The sequence below is a fragment of the Ruminococcus sp. RTP21484sp1_RTP21277st1_D2_RTP21277_210401 genome (genome assembly GCF_040924225.1).
Classification (GTDB): domain Bacteria; phylum Bacillota; class Clostridia; order Lachnospirales; family Lachnospiraceae; genus Blautia_A; species Blautia_A faecis.
On record NZ_JBCOMJ010000023.1, the window covers coordinates 1 to 19,233 of the forward strand.

The 19,233-nt window shown below is 37.8% G+C and carries 22 protein-coding genes and 1 pseudogene; 8 read left to right on the top strand and 15 right to left on the bottom strand.

The annotated features are described in order from the left end of the window. Positions 1–291 precede the first annotated feature (291 nt). Together AB5706_RS14915 and AB5706_RS14920 are read left to right on the top strand one after the other, a co-directional pair. On the top strand, positions 292–1,002 hold the full coding sequence (locus AB5706_RS14915) for a S24 family peptidase (RefSeq protein WP_368366165.1): 711 nt from the start codon (positions 292–294) through the stop codon (positions 1,000–1,002). Continuing rightward, positions 995–1,168, top strand: a complete 174-nt coding sequence (locus AB5706_RS14920) for a hypothetical protein (RefSeq protein ID WP_226815871.1) — start codon at positions 995–997, stop codon at positions 1,166–1,168. Before AB5706_RS14915 ends, AB5706_RS14920 begins: the two co-directional genes overlap by 8 nt. Before the next feature lie 177 nt (positions 1,169–1,345). Here AB5706_RS14920 and AB5706_RS14925 read toward each other — a convergent pair whose 3' ends face one another. The 9 genes from AB5706_RS14925 to AB5706_RS14965 all read right to left on the bottom strand — a co-directional run bounded on the left by AB5706_RS14925 (position 1,346) and on the right by AB5706_RS14965 (position 10,068). After that, the gene (locus tag AB5706_RS14925) at positions 1,346–1,918 is read right to left on the bottom strand and encodes a CDP-alcohol phosphatidyltransferase family protein (RefSeq protein WP_005335451.1); all 573 of its coding nucleotides are present in this window, start codon (positions 1,916–1,918) and stop codon (positions 1,346–1,348) included. Beyond that, positions 1,908–2,972: an FUSC family protein gene (locus AB5706_RS14930; protein WP_368366166.1), complete on the bottom strand. Its 1,065-nt coding sequence runs from the start codon at positions 2,970–2,972 to the stop codon at positions 1,908–1,910. The genes AB5706_RS14925 and AB5706_RS14930 overlap by 11 nt, the downstream gene beginning before the upstream one ends. A 33-nt stretch (positions 2,973–3,005) precedes the next feature. Continuing rightward, on the bottom strand, positions 3,006–4,049 hold the full coding sequence (locus AB5706_RS14935) for a HAMP domain-containing sensor histidine kinase (RefSeq protein WP_005347239.1): 1,044 nt from the start codon (positions 4,047–4,049) through the stop codon (positions 3,006–3,008). Continuing rightward, positions 4,049–4,759, bottom strand: coding sequence for a response regulator transcription factor (locus tag AB5706_RS14940; protein WP_186837493.1), 711 nt, complete (start codon positions 4,757–4,759; stop codon positions 4,049–4,051). Before AB5706_RS14940 ends, AB5706_RS14935 begins: the two co-directional genes overlap by 1 nt. Further along, positions 4,738–6,171: a phospholipase D family protein gene (locus tag AB5706_RS14945; RefSeq protein ID WP_227616138.1), complete on the bottom strand. Its 1,434-nt coding sequence runs from the start codon at positions 6,169–6,171 to the stop codon at positions 4,738–4,740. The genes AB5706_RS14940 and AB5706_RS14945 overlap by 22 nt, the downstream gene beginning before the upstream one ends. A 198-nt stretch (positions 6,172–6,369) precedes the next feature. Further along, the gene (gene cls, locus AB5706_RS14950) at positions 6,370–7,929 is read right to left on the bottom strand and encodes a cardiolipin synthase (protein WP_138344509.1); all 1,560 of its coding nucleotides are present in this window, start codon (positions 7,927–7,929) and stop codon (positions 6,370–6,372) included. 35 nt (positions 7,930–7,964) lie between these two features. Then, entirely contained in the window at positions 7,965–8,645 is a 681-nt protein-coding gene (locus tag AB5706_RS14955; protein WP_005347231.1) for a GTP pyrophosphokinase, read from the bottom strand. 38 nt (positions 8,646–8,683) lie between these two features. Next, positions 8,684–9,661: a choloylglycine hydrolase gene (gene bsh, locus AB5706_RS14960; RefSeq protein WP_118339757.1), complete on the bottom strand. Its 978-nt coding sequence runs from the start codon at positions 9,659–9,661 to the stop codon at positions 8,684–8,686. 134 nt (positions 9,662–9,795) lie between these two features. Next, a complete protein-coding gene (locus tag AB5706_RS14965; RefSeq protein ID WP_330567459.1) occupies positions 9,796–10,068 on the bottom strand; it encodes a hypothetical protein in 273 nt (90 codons plus the stop codon). On the opposite strand from AB5706_RS14965, the gene AB5706_RS14970 reads away from it, so the two are divergent. From AB5706_RS14970 to AB5706_RS14990, 5 genes are all read left to right on the top strand, one after another. Beyond that, the gene (locus tag AB5706_RS14970) at positions 10,027–10,248 is read left to right on the top strand and encodes a S24 family peptidase (protein WP_081019717.1); all 222 of its coding nucleotides are present in this window, start codon (positions 10,027–10,029) and stop codon (positions 10,246–10,248) included. The two genes, AB5706_RS14965 and AB5706_RS14970, sit on opposite strands and share 42 nt — an antisense overlap. Positions 10,249–10,520: 272 nt before the next feature. Next, the gene (locus tag AB5706_RS14975; protein WP_118254521.1) at positions 10,521–10,976 is read left to right on the top strand and encodes an Hsp20/alpha crystallin family protein; all 456 of its coding nucleotides are present in this window, start codon (positions 10,521–10,523) and stop codon (positions 10,974–10,976) included. A gap of 136 nt (positions 10,977–11,112) precedes the next feature. Further along, the gene (locus AB5706_RS14980) at positions 11,113–11,565 is read left to right on the top strand and encodes an Hsp20/alpha crystallin family protein (protein WP_368366167.1); all 453 of its coding nucleotides are present in this window, start codon (positions 11,113–11,115) and stop codon (positions 11,563–11,565) included. A gap of 687 nt (positions 11,566–12,252) precedes the next feature. Next, a complete protein-coding gene (locus AB5706_RS14985; protein WP_368366168.1) occupies positions 12,253–13,038 on the top strand; it encodes a helix-turn-helix domain-containing protein in 786 nt (261 codons plus the stop codon). Between the two features lie 3 nt (positions 13,039–13,041). Then, on the top strand, positions 13,042–14,445 hold the full coding sequence (locus tag AB5706_RS14990; protein WP_368366169.1) for a tyrosine recombinase XerC: 1,404 nt from the start codon (positions 13,042–13,044) through the stop codon (positions 14,443–14,445). 42 nt (positions 14,446–14,487) lie between these two features. On the opposite strand, the gene AB5706_RS14995 is transcribed toward AB5706_RS14990, so the two are convergent. Beyond that, the gene (locus AB5706_RS14995) at positions 14,488–14,706 is read right to left on the bottom strand and encodes a helix-turn-helix domain-containing protein (RefSeq protein ID WP_317439637.1); all 219 of its coding nucleotides are present in this window, start codon (positions 14,704–14,706) and stop codon (positions 14,488–14,490) included. A 120-nt stretch (positions 14,707–14,826) separates the two neighbouring features. On the opposite strand from AB5706_RS14995, the gene AB5706_RS15000 reads away from it, so the two are divergent. Beyond that, positions 14,827–15,507 (top strand): hypothetical protein, encoded by a 681-nt coding sequence (locus AB5706_RS15000; protein WP_368366170.1) that lies wholly within the window; start codon positions 14,827–14,829, stop codon positions 15,505–15,507. On the opposite strand, the pseudogene AB5706_RS15005 reads toward AB5706_RS15000, so the two are convergent. The 5 genes and pseudogenes from AB5706_RS15005 to AB5706_RS15025 all read right to left on the bottom strand — a co-directional run. Beyond that, positions 15,421–16,011 (bottom strand): annotated as a pseudogene (locus AB5706_RS15005) (IS256 family transposase); the annotation flags it as partial. The gene AB5706_RS15000 and the pseudogene AB5706_RS15005 overlap by 87 nt on opposite strands. A 132-nt stretch (positions 16,012–16,143) precedes the next feature. Beyond that, positions 16,144–16,431 (bottom strand): hypothetical protein, encoded by a 288-nt coding sequence (locus AB5706_RS15010; protein ID WP_173716635.1) that lies wholly within the window; start codon positions 16,429–16,431, stop codon positions 16,144–16,146. A 58-nt stretch (positions 16,432–16,489) separates the two neighbouring features. Beyond that, positions 16,490–17,452, bottom strand: coding sequence for a DUF6017 domain-containing protein (locus AB5706_RS15015; protein ID WP_173716636.1), 963 nt, complete (start codon positions 17,450–17,452; stop codon positions 16,490–16,492). A gap of 58 nt (positions 17,453–17,510) precedes the next feature. Beyond that, positions 17,511–18,434, bottom strand: a complete 924-nt coding sequence (locus tag AB5706_RS15020) for a ParB/RepB/Spo0J family partition protein (protein WP_173716637.1) — start codon at positions 18,432–18,434, stop codon at positions 17,511–17,513. 3 nt (positions 18,435–18,437) lie between these two features. Then, a complete protein-coding gene (locus tag AB5706_RS15025; protein WP_368366171.1) occupies positions 18,438–19,220 on the bottom strand; it encodes a ParA family protein in 783 nt (260 codons plus the stop codon). Positions 19,221–19,233 lie beyond the last annotated feature (13 nt).

A 19,233-nucleotide genomic window follows, 5' to 3' on the forward strand; every position in this document is an offset into this window, starting at 1 on the left:
ACTCAACTGACGGAACAGCAGGTCTTACACCTTACGGTAAGACAATAAATGTAGTGACTTTCAAGTCACACAAAACAATTAGCATCGCTGTGCAATATTGTTCTTTCCACATTTTCACCTTTCCTTTTTAGAACGTGTGTTCTTTTCTATATAGGCATTATATATCGCTTTTAAATCTTTGTAAAGTAGCAGATATGTCGTTTTTATGGATTTTAACGCTATTATTGTTGATTTTTTATCTGTTATGGGTTATAGTATATATAGGGAATAAATACCTGCATATGGAGGTGTATGATGATAAAGAAAGATTTTGGATCCATTATTGCTAATAAAAGAAAAGACCGAAAACTGTCTCAACCACAACTGGCAGCTCTTCTGTGTGAAAGAGGCTTAGATGTAAAAGCTCATTCTATCAGTAAATGGGAAAAAAATGTAAACCTGCCAAATGTTTTACAATTTTTTGCCCTCTGTGAGATTCTTGAGATTTCCGATATAAATAGAACATTCCAGATTGGAACGGATGAGAAACTTTTCTCCAAATTAAATGACGAAGGACAAGCCAAAGTTCTTGACTACATGAACCTATTAATGAAAAGTGGGGAATACATTCGAGAAGAACCAATCATTTATCAATTTCCACGAAGAACTCTCAGTCTCTATGATCTCCCGGTTTCAGCTGGAACAGGACAATTCCTTGATTCCGACCGTTTTTCCGAAATTGAAGTTGGTGATGAAGTATCTTCCAGTGCTGACTTCGGTGTCCGGGTATGTGGTGACAGCATGGAGCCTCTCTATCTGGATGGACAGATCATCTGGATTCATAAACAAGAAACACTTGAAGAAGAAGAAATCGGTGTCTTCTTCCTTGATGGTGATGCTTATGTAAAGAAATATCATCAATCCGATTCCGGTATTCAGCTTATTTCTCTAAATAAAAAATATGCCCCTATCCAAGTCACTTCCGGATCCATCTTAAAAACTTTTGGAAAAGTAGTTGGCTAATTTTAAAAGGCTGATGGTTCAGAACGAGGACCTGGATTATTTCGGACTCTGCAGTTCATTGAATGCGACTCCGGAACTAATGAGCTTTAAATTATACAGCCTGACAAAACGAGGCCAGGCTTATCATATGCCGATGGAGATTCAGAGCAATTTCCTGGCGAAATAAAGTAAATAAAGATCCTGTTCTATATATCATAGTATGAACAGGATCTTTTTATAATGATTTATTTTCTATCTAAAATTTTATTAAACCGGCTAAAGACTCCATAGTTTGTGTGTTTGACTTACTGTTTATATCTATCTTCTCCTAAATATTTTTCTAGTCATTGCAATATAAAATTGCTTATACAGTCTCTCCCTTAAGAGTCCTGGTATTTTGGATAATATACAGAGCGACCGATATGACCATCATTATAGCGCACAAACCAATCAACAGATCTGATACCATCGGTGTAATGTGGAACCATATAATATGCACCGCTGCAGTTCCATATAGTAAAAAAGTTACTATCTTTCCATGCCAGTCTGCACCATGTACTTTTCCTGTCTTTCGTATCACAAGACATCCACTGACTACCATATACAGCTCCTTACCTGCCATTATTACGATTAAAAGAAGCACATGCGGAAAACGAGTAAACAGACAGATTAACATCGCTGCCTGTGTCAGCTTATCAGCCACCGGATCAAGTATTTTTCCTAAATTACTAATCCTATGGAATCTTCTTGCGATATATCCATCAGCAAGATCCGTAAGACCAGACAGCAATAAGATTTCACCAGCTAACAGAGGATTTTTCTTTACACAATAACTCCATATAATTACCGGAATCAGACAAAGCCGAAAAAAAGAAAGAAGATTAGGAACCGTAATAATTCTATTCAAATTTTCTTCCTGATTCACTTCACTCTGCATGTACGGTCATCTCACTTTCCTTTTTTTTAGACATAAACCAATAAAATATAACACAAAATGCTAAAGCAAACACAACACCAAAAACATTTTGAATCACTCTAAGACTAACCGCTCCTTGTAGTCCATAAGTCTCTGCAGCAATGGCTAAAGCACCAAATGTGTTAAATACTGCCTGCCAGCCATATTGTGCTGATAATCCTACACCGATTCCACCAAGAATTCCTATATATGCATAGATTGATGAAGGAAGCAGAAAATATAATACTGTAAAACATATAACACCTGCAATATTTCCGACAATCCTTTTACGGACTCTGTAGTGCATATCTTCCATAAACGGCAAAATCGCGGACATGGCCGCAATACCAGCCCACATTGCACGTGGCATATTACAAAGTTCTGCAATGCAAAGGACAATCGGTACGCATAAAATCTGACATATCTGCCATTTTGTTCTGGAAGAAGTGATATCAAATTCTTGTATCAGATCTTTCAGATTTCTTTTATAAGTTCTGTTTTTATGATTTCGATAAAATACAAAGCAGGTAAGTGCTGCACCTAAAGCCATTCCGACTAATCGCATCTGATAGCTTTTTCCCGTAACATCATAACCATATAGCAGCAGATACCCAAGAACCAATGTAGATTGATTAAACATGAATGGATTATGGCATCCGAACAGAATCAACACAGCCAGTGCCGCAATATTTAACAGCATTCCCAATACCGGTGAAAACTGATTTGCTAAATGCGGACATACAGTCATAATTACAAAGAACAAAGCCAAAAGCATCGTAGATTGTCCGGTGTGGATCCCCAGATCCGCATTTCTAAACACCATGAGACATAATAAGACTACTACACCTACAATGCTGTTCTCATTTCCAAATAGGATGCTGAAAATACTAACAAAGAAAAAACAAAATGCCAATGTAACAGCTATCTTCACCAGATATACCCACATATGATATAATTTTTCTTTTAGTGTTTCACTCTTTTTCAACAGGTTTTTAGAACCTGCCTGATTTAACTGCAACTCCTGATAAAATGTCATATAAATCCTCCCATCTTCTAATTTATCTTAAAACTATATAATCTCATCTTTCTGCTTTGGCAGCTCTATAACAAATCTGCATCCACCATATTCACGGTTTTCTGCTTTGATTGTTCCTCCGGCACTATCTACAATCCGTTTTACAAGTGCAAGACCTAGGCCATTTCCTTCTGCTTTATGAGATCCATCTACCTGATAGAACTTGTCAAATATTCTGGATTTTACATCATCCTCTATTCCTGGTCCTTCATCTTCCAGAATGAACTTAACAGAATCCTGTTCTTGTTTCAGAAACATCGTAATTGTCCCCTTTGAAGGGCTGAACTTAATCGCATTATCCAAAAGATTTATCCAGATATGCATAAAAAGTCCTTCATTCCCAGTATATTTAACTTCCTCCAATTCTACCTGAAAACCAATTTCTTTTTCTGTCCATTTTGTTTCCAATGAAAGAAATGCCTGGCGGATCTGTTCATCCAGACGATATTCTGTTTTTTTCATTGGTATATTCTGATTCTCTAACTTGGATAACAGCAAAATATTACCAACCAATCCGGAAAGTCTTTGGGTGTTAAATAAGATTTTTTCTACATATTCCTCTTGATCCGGAGACAGTTCTTCTCCCTGAAGCAGCATTGTATACCCTTCAATGGCATTAATCGGGGTCTTAAACTCATGAGAAACATTAGATACAAAATCCATCTGCAGCACCTCTGTTGCACGAAGTTCTTTTGTCATAACGTTAAAACTTTGATAAGATTCTCCAACTTCTGCTATACGGCTGTTCGTTTCCAAATGCTGTTCAAAATCTCCCTGGGAAACTTCCTTCATTGCTTTACTAAGTCTGGTAATTGGTTCCAGTAACTTTGCATTGATAAAGGAAGTGATCAGCCCTGCAATCAATGTATTGAAAATCAAAAGCCAGCCAAGCACAGGTATGCTACCAGGCAGATTAAAAAAATGATTCAAAAAAGCAAATAATAACGCAGATATGACTGTTGAAAATACGAGTGCCAGCCAGATTGCACCAGTCAGACAGGATCGGATCCGCAATCCTTTTTCTTTCTTTTGTTCCATTATTTTTTCACCACCTTGTATCCAATTCCACGCATTGTTACGATTTCAAAATCAGGGTTATCTTTCAAACGCTCCCTGATTCTTCCTATATGTACCTCTATCGTATGTGGGTCTGCCTCCGTCTCGTATCCCCATACTTCATCCATCAACTGTTGTTTTGTAAATATTCTGCCTGGCGAAGCTGCAAGCTTATATAAAAGCAGGAATTCTTTTTTAGGCAAAACAAGACTTTCCTTATCAGTTGTAACCGTCATTGCATCATAATCAAACTCTGTTGAACCGATCACAATTTTGTGTTCATTCAGTATCTGTGCACGGCGAAGCAGTGCTCCGACTCTTAAAACCATTTCATTCACATTTACCGGTTTTACCATATAATCGTCACTTCCCGAAAGAAATCCCTGGCGCATATCATCAAAGGAACCTTTCGCAGTGATCATAAGTACCGGTATCTGATATCCTGCTGAACGGAGTTCCGACACCAGTTCATAACCATCCATAACCGGCATCATAATATCAGAAATGATCAGATCAATATATTCCTTATCCAATACTTCTAATGCCTGTGCTCCATCCGATGCACTTTTGACTTGATATCCATTCTTCTCAAGCACTTTTTGGAATAGCTGGCTTAATTCTTTATCATCTTCTACAATCAATATTTGAAACACGTTTTCCTTCCTCCTTATTAAAACAGATACCTTGCCCATCCAAGCAGATGCTGTACCAAAAATATTTTTCTCTGACGTTTCTTTGTTAATTCGATTGGCTCTACATGATATGGATCACGATAGGTTCCATCTTCCAATACCTGGCGGGACACTCTTTCATATTCCATCATGCCCTCTTCCAACTGTTTATTAATATCTTTACTGCGAATTACAAGCATCAGTTCCGTATCCAGATATGCACTTCTCATGTCCATATTAAAGGAACCGATTACAGACAGATCATCGTCAATCAGAATACTTTTTCCGTGGTATGAATAACCGCCTTCATATTCCCAGATATTAATTCCTGTACTTAAGATTCTATTTCTGTTTTTCGCATAATCGGCAGCCCCAAATGGATTCCCATTATTCGCAACTGAATTTGTCATGATAGAAAAATCTGAAACGTTCTCTGCAATCTCCTCCCATGTATTATACATCATATCATTACAGATAATATATGGCGTGTGGATCTTCACACGATTTTTTGCATTTTTCATCAATTCTCCCAACTGATACCACACTACTGGTTCTTTGGAACCTGTGTGAATAGGATTTGACACTAATGCAATCTTTTCTGTCTCAAAAGTTTCGTCCGTGTAATCGGTATCGCAGATTCTTTCCTTATTCTCTTCAAAATATTTCTGATAGCCATTCTGCAGCTCTAAAACTGCGTTCTTTACAGATTTTCTATTTGCCAGTTTTTTATTGTCATGAAAATAGCCACTGTCTTCTTGTTCCCATATCGTTTCAAAATACTCTAACAACTGGTTAACTGAATTTTCTTTCTCAGGTTCATCGCAAACCACTAACACGTCTCTGTCATAGTTCTTATGTCCCGGAAAATCACCCAGGAAATAATTGTATGTATTTCTTCCCCCAAGAATATATCTCTTTCCATCTGCAATCAAATATTTATCATGCATTCTACCCATCATCTTCCATGGTTTCAACGGATTGGCCTTATTATACAGTTTAATTTCAACATTCTCATGGGAAGATAATCCATAGAAATACGGATTTCCTTCCATATCAATCCAGCTCTCCATTCCATCTACTAACAGACGAATATGTACCCCTCTGTCTGCCGCATCATGCAGTGCTCCTAAAATCAATTTTCCACTTTCATCGGATTGAAATGCAAAAGTAGAAAGAATAATTTCCTTTTTTGCATTCTTGATCAAACGCACTCTTTGTAAAAGCGCTTCTGGATTCTTTTCTATGATTACTGCCCGTTCTGTATTTTCACTGCATTCGTTCCATGACCCATTTTTTGTTTCTTTTTTGGTTGTATTGGACACTTCCGGCTGCTTTTTATATGCAACGCAGATTCCGAGCAATTCATAAAAAGCCACACATAAAAAAAATGCCAGTATAACAAGAAGGATTTTACATATTTTATGCTTTTTCATTGTACATCACCTGATTCCTTTTTATTTCATACTTATATAATACAAAGTGAATCTCAATTTAACCTCAACAAGGTTTGTTTTTTTCATCCATGCAAAATCTTCTTTGTACAACAGACTGTTAGATATAGCAAAAACGGCCTTTCAAAAACAGTTAACTTCTAAATCAACTGTTTTTTGAAAGGTCGTTTCATCAGATTCTTATAGCAATCCAGCAAATAATCTCATAAATAATTGTCCCAGTCGCAAATATGCACTTCGTCCGGTTTGATATTGGTCTGTCACATCACGACATTCTCCCATCGTTCTTATCAGATCATTTTTTATTTCCACAACTGCCTGACAATCTGCCATAAAACAGCCGTTTTCAAAATGGTGATATAAACTTCGATAATCCAGATTAATTGTTCCACAAGTTGCCATACAGTCATCTGCCACACTCATTTTTGCATGACAGAAACCAGGAGTCCACTCATAAACACGAACACCATGTTTAACTAATCCATGATAAAAAGAACGAGTTATATTATAAATGAATTTTTTATCAGGGATACCAGGCGTGATAATTCTTACGTCTACCCCTCGCTTAGCAGCCAGACATAACGCATGCGTCATTTCATCTGTTATGATTAGATATGGAGTCATAAACCAACAATATTTTTCAGCTTTATTTATCATACTGATATAAACTTCTTCTCCTACTTGTTCATTATCCATAGGGCTGTCTGCATAAGGTTGAACAAACCCAGTTTGCTGTGCCGCATAATCATAGTGGAAAAGGTATTTACTAAAATCAGAATCATTAGCAGCCTTATCACTTACTGCATTCCACATTTCCAAAAATGTCACCGTAAGCGACTGAACAGCATCTCCTTCTAAACGAATACCTGTATCTTTCCACTGTCCATACGGGTGTGTGTAATTAAAATATTCGTTTGCTAGATTATATCCACCTGTAAATCCGACTTTTCCATCAATAACTGTTATTTTTCTATGATCACGATTGTTCAAAAACAGATTTAAACCTGGCACAAACGGATTGAATACACGGCAATGAATTCCTATTGCCTCCATCTTTTTCACAAAATCTGTGTTAATAAAGCCTATAGAACCCATATCATCGTAGAATACTCTAACTTCCACACCTGCTTTTACTCGCTCTTCCAGAACATCTTGAATCTTATGCCATGCTTCAGCGTCTTCTATCGCATGATATTCCATAAAGATAAACTTCTGTGCTTTCTCCAAATCCTTAAGCTGTGCCTCTAATCCTTTCACTGCTTCATCAAAATACACAATATCCGTATTCTGATAGATTGGATACTGCGAATTTCTTTGTATGTAACTTGCTATATTTCCTGCTTTCGGAATTGTTTCTTTTATTCTGCTCAAACACTCTTGACTGTCCGGAAGCATTGGTAACAATTTGCTATCAATTTCTGCATATCGCTCACGCATTTTATGTGTGCCACCATTCAAACCAATCAACAAATACAGGCCTACACCCATAATTGGGAAAATTAGAATTAAGATGACCCAAGGCATTTTCATAGAGGATGTCTTATTTGATGCGTACAATCCCAAAACCAAGATCCCACTCAAAATCCTTGTAAATAAATTTATGATTTCTGCATATTCATTCAAGCGTGTTACGATAGTAATAATAAAAATCACTTCCAAAAGAATGCAGATTATGGAAAAACACAGCCGTTTTATCCCATTTTTTGTTTTTGCTTTGCCCTCTAAAGTATCTTGTTTCATATATATTCTACCTTCCTACTTGCTCAGTTTTCTCCCTAAATTTCGTGGAACATACCAATTTTGTCTTTTATTCTCTGCATTTCATTATCTGCTTCAATGATAGCTCTTGCAGAATGAAGTAATTCTTCACTTATCTCATCATAGCCAGGCATTTCTTCAATTCCTTTTTTATAGCGAAGTTGATGTTCCAATGTTGCCCAGAAATCCATACCATTGGTTCGAATCTGTAATTCTACACGCATAGGTGTTTTACCCTTAGCAAAAAATACTGGTATTTCAACAATCATATGATAGCTTCGATAACCATTCGATTTTGGATTTTTTATATAATCTTTTATTTCAATAACTTTAATATCATCCTGTTGGGTAATCAAATCTGATATCATATAAATATCGTCAATAAACGCACAAACTATTCGAACGCCTGCTACATCATTGAGATATGTCTGTATATTTTCTGTTGTAAATTCATATCCCATCTTCTGCAGTTTATCGTAAATACTATTGGGCTTCTTAATTCTTGTTTTTATAAAAGAAATAGGATTTCGATTGTTCTCAACTGAAAATTCATCATCCAAAACCTCAAGTTTAGTTTGTATCTCCCGAATAGCACAACGATACATCATCATTAAATTATAAAATTTTGTAGCATTATTTAAAAACTGTAGTGATTCCGGACTGTTCATCCTGAGTTTTTTTACTTCATCTTTTGTCATGGAACTTTCCTTTCTACCTCATCCCTGATTTCAAAACATTATTTATTTTGATAGTTGATTCGTTCTCCTTGAATTACTGGATAACAAATCATTTTATCACTATCCAGATTTTCTACATGCATATCTACTGCACTGATCTGATGGTTTTCATAAGTATTGTAATAATAAATACCTTTTGTAACATTACAACACGACGTATACAATGTGATTTCATATTTTCCATCCGCTACTTCGCAACATCCTCGTTGCTGATCCACAGATCCGAGAATGTGGAAGAATTGGCTAACGCTTTCTTCCTCTGATTCACCTGAAATTGCATTTACCTTTGTAAAAGCTACACGTACAAAGCGTGAGGAAGATGAGAGATCTCCCGGAAGACCTAATCCTCCCATACCTCTACTATATGCATCAAGAGCCAAATTTTCGCAGAAAGTATTTCTGGGCTGTTTAGGAGATAAATGCATATAATTATTTAGTTGAAACATCTGCTGTGGAAATGGCGGATTATTCGTAAGCACTCCTACTGGATTATCATAAATATGCAAACCATCTGACATAGATTCTACCGTAATTGACTCATTCTCATCAGAAATGATCCAGTGTAATTGTGCTAATGGCAATTGCTCGCTGAAAGGAGTATTAACAATATTAATTCGTTCAAGAAGCTCGCGAACTTCAACTAAAGAAGAACACTGACTTAAAATCCACGGAATAAATTCAAACTGTGCAATATTTTCCACATCTGGCTTAATCGCGGCATAAACAGCATTTCCGACAAAATTCAGTCCTGCCATTGCCACTCCTTTTTCATTCATAGCATCATAATACAAAGGATAATCCTCTGCAACATGAGCCATTCCAATAATTGCATAATGATTTTTCATATCGCCAACATGGCGAAAATTAAACGCATAATTACGTGGTGTAATTACTATCTGATCACCATAAGAGAATTCATAATCGAGGGTTCGTCCAAAGTAAAAATCTTTTGTCTTATAAGTTGCTGCTGTACACATGATCGTTTATCCTCCTAAATAGATTGAAATATGTCAATGAGTTTTTTTCTTGAACAATAGTATAGCACAATCTTTTATTTTGTTCCAACTTCATACATGATCATAACATGTAAACTTTAAACTATTTTCCTGGATTATTTCTCCATCAGTTTTTCAAACCAAGTATCCATAGCTAGGATGAATTGACCTACGTCTGGCAATTCTTGCAGCATTTCGTTTAGGGTTTTGTGCTTCACATATTTCTGCACATACACCCAACAGGCAAGGCTACTGGCTTCTGATACAATGTCAGCTATGGTTTTGCGCATAAGCTCTTCAAATTCAGCAATTTCTTCTTTCGGAACAACATCATATGTGGTGACAGTATGGAGCCTCTCTATCTGGATGGACAGATCATCTGGATTCATAAACAAGAAACTCTTGAAGAAGGAGAAATCGGTGTCTTTTTCCTCGATGGTGATGCTTATGTAAAGAAATATCATCAATCTGATTCCGGTATCCAACTTATTTCTCTAAATAAAAAATATGCTCCTATCCAAGTCACTTCCGGCTCCACCTTAAAAACTTTTGGAAAAGTAGTTGGCTAATTTTAAAAGGCTGATGCATTAACAGTAAACTTGCAGGGCGTCTTTTTTCACCATTTTGCATGGCTTATAGCGTTCACAAAACACATTCACAAAATCTTCGCAAAAATTAGCACTCACCTCTTGACAGTGCTAATAATGCGTGTTATATTACAAATAGAACAAAGGAAGAGAGATAAAAGAAAAGGTATTCCAGATGTTCGAAGAACTAGAAATGATAATACAGCAGACTGGATCGTGAAGATCTAGGGAGCTTTTGAAAGGAGATATGACTTATGTTAATGCCTAGTATTTTTGGAGAAAACTTATTTGATGATTTCTTTACACCATTCTATTATGATGACAAAGATGAGAAGAAAGCGGAAAAGAAGCTGTACGGAAGAAGAGCACAGAATCTCCTGAAGACAGATATTAAGGAAAAACCGGAAGGTTATGAACTGATTGTTGATGTTCCTGGCTTCAAGAAAGATGAAGTCAAAGTTGCATTGAAAGATGGTTACTTAACTGTCAGTGCAGCAAAAGGTCTGGATGAAGACGATGAAGATAAGAAGGGACACTACATCAGACGTGAACGTTACGCAGGAGCCTGCGAGCGAAGCTTTTATGTAGGCGAAGAAGTGACTCAGGAAGACATTAAAGGTGAATACAAACATGGTATCCTGAAACTGTTTGTTCCGAAGAAAGAAGCAAAACCAGTTTCCAATGATCCGAAATATATAACCATTGAATGATAATGATAACATCTGATTGATAAAAAGCTCGTGGTGTTGCCCGAAGATTTCGGGCAGTACCCTTTAAATATAATTGTAAGTAACAGTCGAAAGACTTGAATATAGATTTGTTTGTCATGAAAAGGAGAGATGACTTATGTTAATGCCTAGTATTTTTGGAGAAAACTTATTTGATGATGATTGGATGAATTTCCCGTTTAACGATGAGTTTTGGGGCAAGAAGAATCCGCTTTATGGTAAACATGCGCAGAACATGATGAAAACGGATATCCGTGAAACAGACGGTAGCTATGAACTGGATGTCGATCTTCCGGGATTTAAGAAAGACGAGATTCAGGTACAGCTGAAAGATGGTTATCTGGTACTTTCTGCTGCAAAGGGACTGGATAAAGATGAAAAAGATAAAGAAAGTAATTATATCAGGCGTGAACGCTATGCGGGCAGCATGTGCCGAAGCTTTTATGTAGGCGATGCAGTAAGCGAAGAAGACATTCATGCAAAATATGAAGATGGTATTCTGAAACTGTCCGTGCCAAAGAAAGCACCTGAGAAAATAGAAAAAGATGGTTATATTGCCATTGAAGGTTAAGGAAATCTCCTTATAGTCGGGGCTGTCGCATCAATGATTAGGAAATCATAGGTGCGGCAGCATCTTTTTGCCTTTTTTAAGGCGAAATATTCTCCCTTTCATTCTGTTTCTACAAGAAGGCGAACTTTAATAAACCTTTTCTGGAAAAAGGTTCGTTTTCAGGATTTACTTTTGACCTGTCAAAATCAGGCGGTTTGTTTGAGTGGAAATAAATGCCGCCCTGTCCTTCCTGCCTGAATCTTATGATGAAGCTTGTTTATGTTATACCCGATCGCCAGCAAGATACTCTGGGCGGTTACATTTGTTTTCCTTCGATATAAATATCGCCTGAATTCCATATACAAAAGTTCTTTTAATTCTATTACTATCTGTTCGTTCTCCATTTTCACCTAATCTCTTTCTTCCCAGTAATCATAAGCATCGTCATACCCCTCATCGTAATCTCCATCCCCAAATTCTTCTGCGAAATCATCTGCATTATCATATTCTTCGGCATCATACGGATCATAATTTTTTTCTGAAGATAAACATTTCTTTGATTTTTTGTATTTAATATCTGAGAGCTAAGAATAGCAGGGACAGGCAGTGTATATACACTGCCGGGCATTCGCCTCAAAAGCGGGACCCTCCCCACTTTTGGAATCTTCGCTTCGCTCGATTTTATGAAAACATAAAGGAGATTTTTATATGGCAAACAGAAAAAGAGATGTACAGATACTGCTCTGGGTTACTCCGGAGGAAAAGAAGATGATCCGCAAGAGGATGATTCTATCCAAGACCTCTAACATGAGCGTGTATCTGCGTAAGATGGCGATTGATGGCATGATTGTCAATACAGATACCACTTATTTGAAAGCAATGTATCAGGAAATGCACAAGATTGGTGTGAACATCAACCAGCTTGGTGAATATGATGGGACGATCTATGATCTGTGGAACAGAAAAGGTCTTCCAACAGTCACGGTAAATTATAGGAAACGAATCCCCAGAGAAATTTTTGACAGATGGTATGAGAACCAGAACGAATACCATAAGGTGGACGGTCCGGCTACGATTGAAGAGATCGAAGAAAAATTCATTCTTTTCAGGGAAGCGGCGGCAATGCTTAAAATGAGCAACGAGGAACTGCTTACACTTATCCGAAAGGGGAAATATAAAGATCTGTTGGAAATGAGGATGTTTGATAATAAAAGATGGATTTCCAGAAGAGGGTTTCAGGATTTTCTGAATCTGCATGACCAGTATAAAATCAGACAGGCGAAAAATGAATCTGGCAGTGGAATCAGAAAATTCCTTAGTCAGAAGCAGTATATATCGAAGGAAGAAGCAGCAAGAATTGCAGGAGTATCGAAAAGTACGGTTGCAAAATGGGCTTTGCAGGGTATGTTCCCATGCAGGGCGGCAGGATATGTTATGCGGATTGAGAGAATACCATTTCTCGAATGGGTGGATGAAAATAGAAAGGTGGTGTGATTTATGGCATTTATCAGGGAACGGGATGGAAAATTCAGCGTAGTATATAAAGTTAAAGATGATAAAGGCAGGGTGCACCAGAAATCAGAAACTTTCAGAAAGAAGAAAGATGCAGAAAAGCGCAAACATGAAATAGAATACCAGATGGATACTGGTACATTTAAAGTTGAAAAATGTACCACCATCGAGGAACTGCTGGCGGAGTATGTGAAATTATATGGAAGGGAAAAGTGGGCAGTCTCTACATACAGTGCGAATGTGGGGCTGATAAACAATTATATTCTGCCAGTCATTGGGCAGGCAAAGGTAAGTGATGTAAATAATCATTTCGTAGAGAAATATTATCGAGACCTAGGAAAAATGAAGGCGGTTCAGGGCGCTAATAATAAGAAAAACGAGGGAAATGTTACTCCGAATACTGTATTTGAGATACATAAGATACTTCGGAGCTGTTTTCGGCAGGCGGTAAAATGGGGGATCATGGAAAAAAATCCAGCCGTAGATGCGACACTTCCGAAGCGGACAAAGAAAAAACGTGAGATCTGGGATGCCGAAACTTTAATGCAGGCAATCGAAGCGTGTGATGAAAAATGGCTGGAGGCAGCATTTCACCTGGCATTTACTGCAACTCTTCGACTGGGAGAAATTCTGGCATTGACCTGGGATTGCGTAGAAATATCAGAGGAAGCCATCAATGAGAATCGGTGCTTTATCGTCATCAATAAGATAATTGAGCGTGTCAGTGTTGAGGCGCTGGAAGCACTTGAGCATAAGGATGTTATTACCGTATTTCCATCTAAAAAGAAGAATAACAGAACGGTACTCATTATGAAGACACCGAAAACAGAGACCAGTAACCGAAAAGTATATATTCCAAGCCATGTAGGAAAATGTCTGGTGGAGCTCAAAAAAGAACAGGATCAGACCAGGGAATTATTAGGGGGTGAATACAAAGATTATAATCTGGTGCTGGCAACTTCTTTTGGAATGCCGATCGGTGGAAGCCATCTTCGCGACAAAATGCAGGAGATCATAGAAAAAGAAGGTTTGCCAGATGTTGTTTTTCATAGTTTGCGTCATACATCCGTAACCTATAAGCTCAAACTGAGCGGCGGAGATATCAAGGCTGTTCAGGGAGATTCTGGACATGCACAGGCTGATATGGTAACGGAAGTATATGGACATATTCTGGATGAGGATCGAAAGAAGAATGCACAGATGATGGAAAGAGCATTTTATAATAAGGAAAACCTCAATCCGGATATGCATGGGCAGGCAGGAGCAGTACCGAATAACAGCATCAGTGTACCAGGTGGTATAGATGCAGAACTGTTGGCGAAGGTATTGGAAAATCCAGAGATGGTAGCATTGTTTACGTCGCTTGCAAAGACAATGAAGATATCATAATATAGAACAATAGATTAAGAACGAAATTGTGGGCAGATGTGTTTAGTCTGCCCTTTTGTATGTGATCAGTTCACCGACTTCAATATCTAAGTAGTGGCATAATTTACAGATCAGGCCGGCATCCAGTCGATGGAAATTGTTGTTGCAGTATCTGTTAAAGTTGGTTCTTGGTATATCTAAATCTTTGCATATCTGATTTTTGGAGATGCCTCTCTCTTTCAGAATGCGGTCAATATTCAATTCTAATCTTCCGTAATCCACAGGCTCATCTCCTTTACTTTTATAGGGCTATTATATATAATGAGGCTGTAAATAGTAATTCACTGAATAGTACCTCACTATTCAGTTATCCCTGGCAAAAAGAATAAACAGGGGTGCAGTATGATCATTCAAAAATTCTTACCTATATTTATCAGCGGTCTGCTGTTATGTGGCTGTGCATCAGGGGCAGTTAATTCTAGTTCTGAGATGGAAACGTTGTATACAGAAGTTTCAAAGGCAGAGACGGAAGACTTTGTTTCAACGATAGATAAGGAAAATTGTTTTTTATGCGGTTCCAATCGTCCGGGAATTTTTGATTATTATAAAAAGAGTGGATGCATTGCGTTGGTGTGCCTGAATACATGGAACATTGCAGATACCAATGTATATGAATATGATGATAATGGAAAGATCGTGGAAGAACCGAACGGTTTTAGCACAAATATCAATACACATGGAGAGAATGAATGCAGCTGGATGGTGGCAGGCGATCCAGTACGCCATACTGCAACAGCCACATTGACGTATGGAGATAACTCTGTCTTAGATCCTGAAAGATTGTCTGCACAGCTCTGCCAGGACTGTCTCAAAAAAGTTGCGGATGCACTTTGGCCTACCGGTTATGAAAATGACTGGACGTATCATTGTGATGTTTTCATGAACATGGAGACGGAGGATATTTACCCGATATCATCACCAATAATAAAATGTGGAATAGGCTGCAAGTTTACGAATCACTCCGTTGTCCCGCACAGAATAGTGGATAGCATCAATGTAAAGAATCGGATACACGTCGTCTAGCGGTCGATTCTGCCAGTCTTCAATCTGCGGAAGTATCTTATCTGTTACATCAGAAATAAAACTCTCAGATGTTTCAAAGCCATAGATATCTTCAATCGTTTCCGAAATTTGGCGTGTAGTCATTCCTTTGGCATACATGGAGATAATCTTCTGGTCAATGTCAGAAATATCCTTCTGACGCTTTTTGACAACCTGTGGTTCAAAGGTGGACTTTCGATCTTGTGGTACTTCGATTTCCATAGAACCATACCGACTGTTTACCTGCTTGCGTTTATAGCCGTTTCGATAATCGTCGTTGTCAGAACGCTCGGATTTCTCATATCCGAGATGGTCATCCATTTCTGCCTCCATCATTTCCTTGATGGTGCCACCAAGGAGATCTTTAAGAGCATCCTGGATATCTTCAGCAGTCTCAATATCGTATTCTTCGAGAAGCTGACGAATGATATTTCTTTTTCCATCAGTCATTTGTACTCTGTGTACAGGTTTCTTTTGTCTTGCCATAATAAAAGGCCCTCCTAATGATATTTATTTTATCATAGAAGGACCTTGTGATGGTTATTTTACAGAAAAAGTTTCACAGGCTCCTTTTCTTTTTCATGATACATAAATTTATACTTAAACCAGCGTAATCATCTACACCGATAATATTTCAAATAAATGACCACATATTACTCCAATGGCATATTCGATGATATCCCACAATTTCAATATCATACAGCTTACAGCAAGAACAAACACTGCTATTCCAAAATTTTGCCACTGTTGCAATGACAAAGCAATCACTGCGCACATTATGAAAATTGCATTAACCAGAACCGCTGCCAGATAATGTATTTTCGATAAGATACTGACTGTAAAAGATAAAGCAATCAAAATCACCATCACTGGCAATACAATCAATTTTGCAAATATTTTTAACATTTTATGCGTCCTCCTCTTTTCTGACTTATTTCCCAGATGCTGATCGAACAGCCAATTATTATTTATCATTTGCGGCATACTGCGGCAGATCATGGTTTACTTCTGCCTGATAATAGCCGCTGATGGTACTCGGTGCATTAAACAATGCCGCCAGCAGATATTTTTTGATATTATGTATTTTTGAGGTATTCTTTCTCATGCAGTCCATCGCATATTCCACATGGAACATATTCAGTTTCAAAAATTTGCTTCTGACCAATTCCGCCGGATACTCACTGGATGCAACAACGATGGACTTATTCTTACAAAGAACCGTTTCCAGAATCAGATCAAAGATACCTGTCAGCAGTTCTCTGTCATAAGGGTACCGCTCTAAGAGAATGTCCAGTTCAATATTCTCTTTGATTATTTCCGTGTATCCTTCCACATCGAATCCTATCCCATCATTTCCCGATATGATATGATTAGATTCAGTATTACTTAACTCAGTATTATTTATATTATTCTTATTAGTGTGTAATTTTTTCACTTCTGGATGTGTAATTTCTTCACTTCTGGACATGACATTTTTACACTTCAAGACATGTAAATTCTTCACTTCTGAAATTGCTGATTTTTCTCCAGAAATGTAATTATTACACTTCTGAGCATCCTGGATCATAAACTGTTTCAGATAGATCATGGTTGGTTTTCCCTGTCCCTGGCGCTTCTTTTCAATGAGTCCAATTCCAGATTCTATATCCAGTTCTTTCATTATGGAAATGGCTTTTTTATTACTGCATCCCATAGCATCCATGATATCCTCCAGCGAATAATATATGTAGGCACGTCCTTCTGTGTCAAACCACTGATTTTTCATTGATAATGACATACGATCCAGCATAAGACCATAGAGCACTTTTGCCTCAACAGATACTTTTTTGAAATACTCTTCCGTAAACAACAACTTCGGTATTTTATAAAATGAATACTGATCCGCTTCCCGTCCATAGAAATAGGACAGCTTTATTCTGTCTTCCATTCGTCTCTCCTTCTCATTCCAGAAGTGCCTTTTATACACTTCTGGAATCCTGTTCTCTTTATTGAATTTCTCTCTGTGCTTCACTCCACTGTTCCAGTAATTGTATGATTACTGTCTCCCGATCCTTTGCTGAATAGTTAGATGGAAAATATTTATCCAGCTTCTTTTCTGAGAATGATACTTTAGCTGCCGTGTTCTTCTTTGGAAGTGCATCGTTCATTATTGAAATAACGCTATACTGAGATGCCTTGGATAAATCCTGCTGATTCCGTAATGCTTCCACCTGCACCGGCTTTAAAAATCCATTGTCACGGTAATATTCATAGACCCATTTCTGAATCTGCTCATCCAGATAAGAGATGTCAACTCCCATTGTTAATGTAATTTTCTTACTATCCACCAAATCAAGTATTGTGGAAATAAGTTCTGTAAGACGTATATATTTTGTCACTTGACGTCCTGATATTCCTGCTTCCATTCCTATTTGATTTCTTGTTCTCTTGGAATTTTCATCCAACTTCGGGAACTCAGTTCCCAAAGTTAAATCTGCTCTTGCTCCCTGTCTTCTTATTGCATCCAATTTCATTTTAAAGGAAAAGGCTCGCTCACTCGGAAGTATCTCCTCCCTCTGAATATTGGCATCCACCATATTTATAATGGCTTCATCATCAGACATTTCCTTTACAATAGCAGGTATCTTTTGAAGTCCAGCAATTCCTGCCGCATGTAATCTGCGGTGACCAGATACCATTTCATAATCACCATTCTGATCCGGTCTTACAATTACTGGATTCAGAATGCCATTCTCCCGGATACTGTCTACCAGCATATCCATTCTTTCATCATCCAGAACCTTAAATGGATGATTCGGAAACGCATGGATTCTCACAATTTCTATTTCCTGAGTACCGGAAATCTCCGGCACTCCCAATAATTGATCTACTGACTGCAATTTGATTTTTCCAGCAACTCTGTTTGTCATTATCTATGCCTCCTTCAAAACTTCTTTGGTTAACCCCTTATAAGCACATGCTACTTTTCCCTTTGGATCATAGGAATAGATACTTTTTCCTTCCACGCTGACTTCCGCAGCTCTGACTGACATCGGAATTTCCGAACCAAATACCTTGATGGATGCAGAATATGTATCGTACACCATCAATGAAATATCCCTTGCATAATTTGTCCTGTAATCTACCATAGTCAGTAAAATTCCCTCAATTTGTAGTTTTGGATTCAGCTGTTTCTTCACCCTACCAATAGTCTTGATCAGCTGCTGTAATCCTTTGACCGGAAGATACGCTGCCTGTACCGGAATCAGCACTGAATCTGCACATGCCAATGCGTTGATTGTCATCATTCCCAGAGACGGCATACAGTCTATAAGGATGAAATCATAAAACTCTCGCAGCTTATCAACCAGTGATCTGAGAATCAGTTCCCTGCTCATAGCATTTACCAAAGAAACCTCGATAGCTGATAATTCAATGTTGGCCGGGATCAGATCCACACCCTCTCCATGATGAAGAATCGTTTTTTCCATATTCAGTTTTTCATCATTCACAACGTTCAGCATCAATGTAGCCAGCGAATACTCCATCTCATCCGGTTTCTCATATCCTAAGCTGATTGTAAGGCTTCCCTGTGGATCAGCATCGATCAGCAACACCTTTTTTCCTTCCTGTGCCAGTCCTATTCCCAGATTCACACATGATACCGTTTTACCAACTCCACCTTTTTGATTAGATACTGCAATTACTCTACACATATGTTTTTCCTCC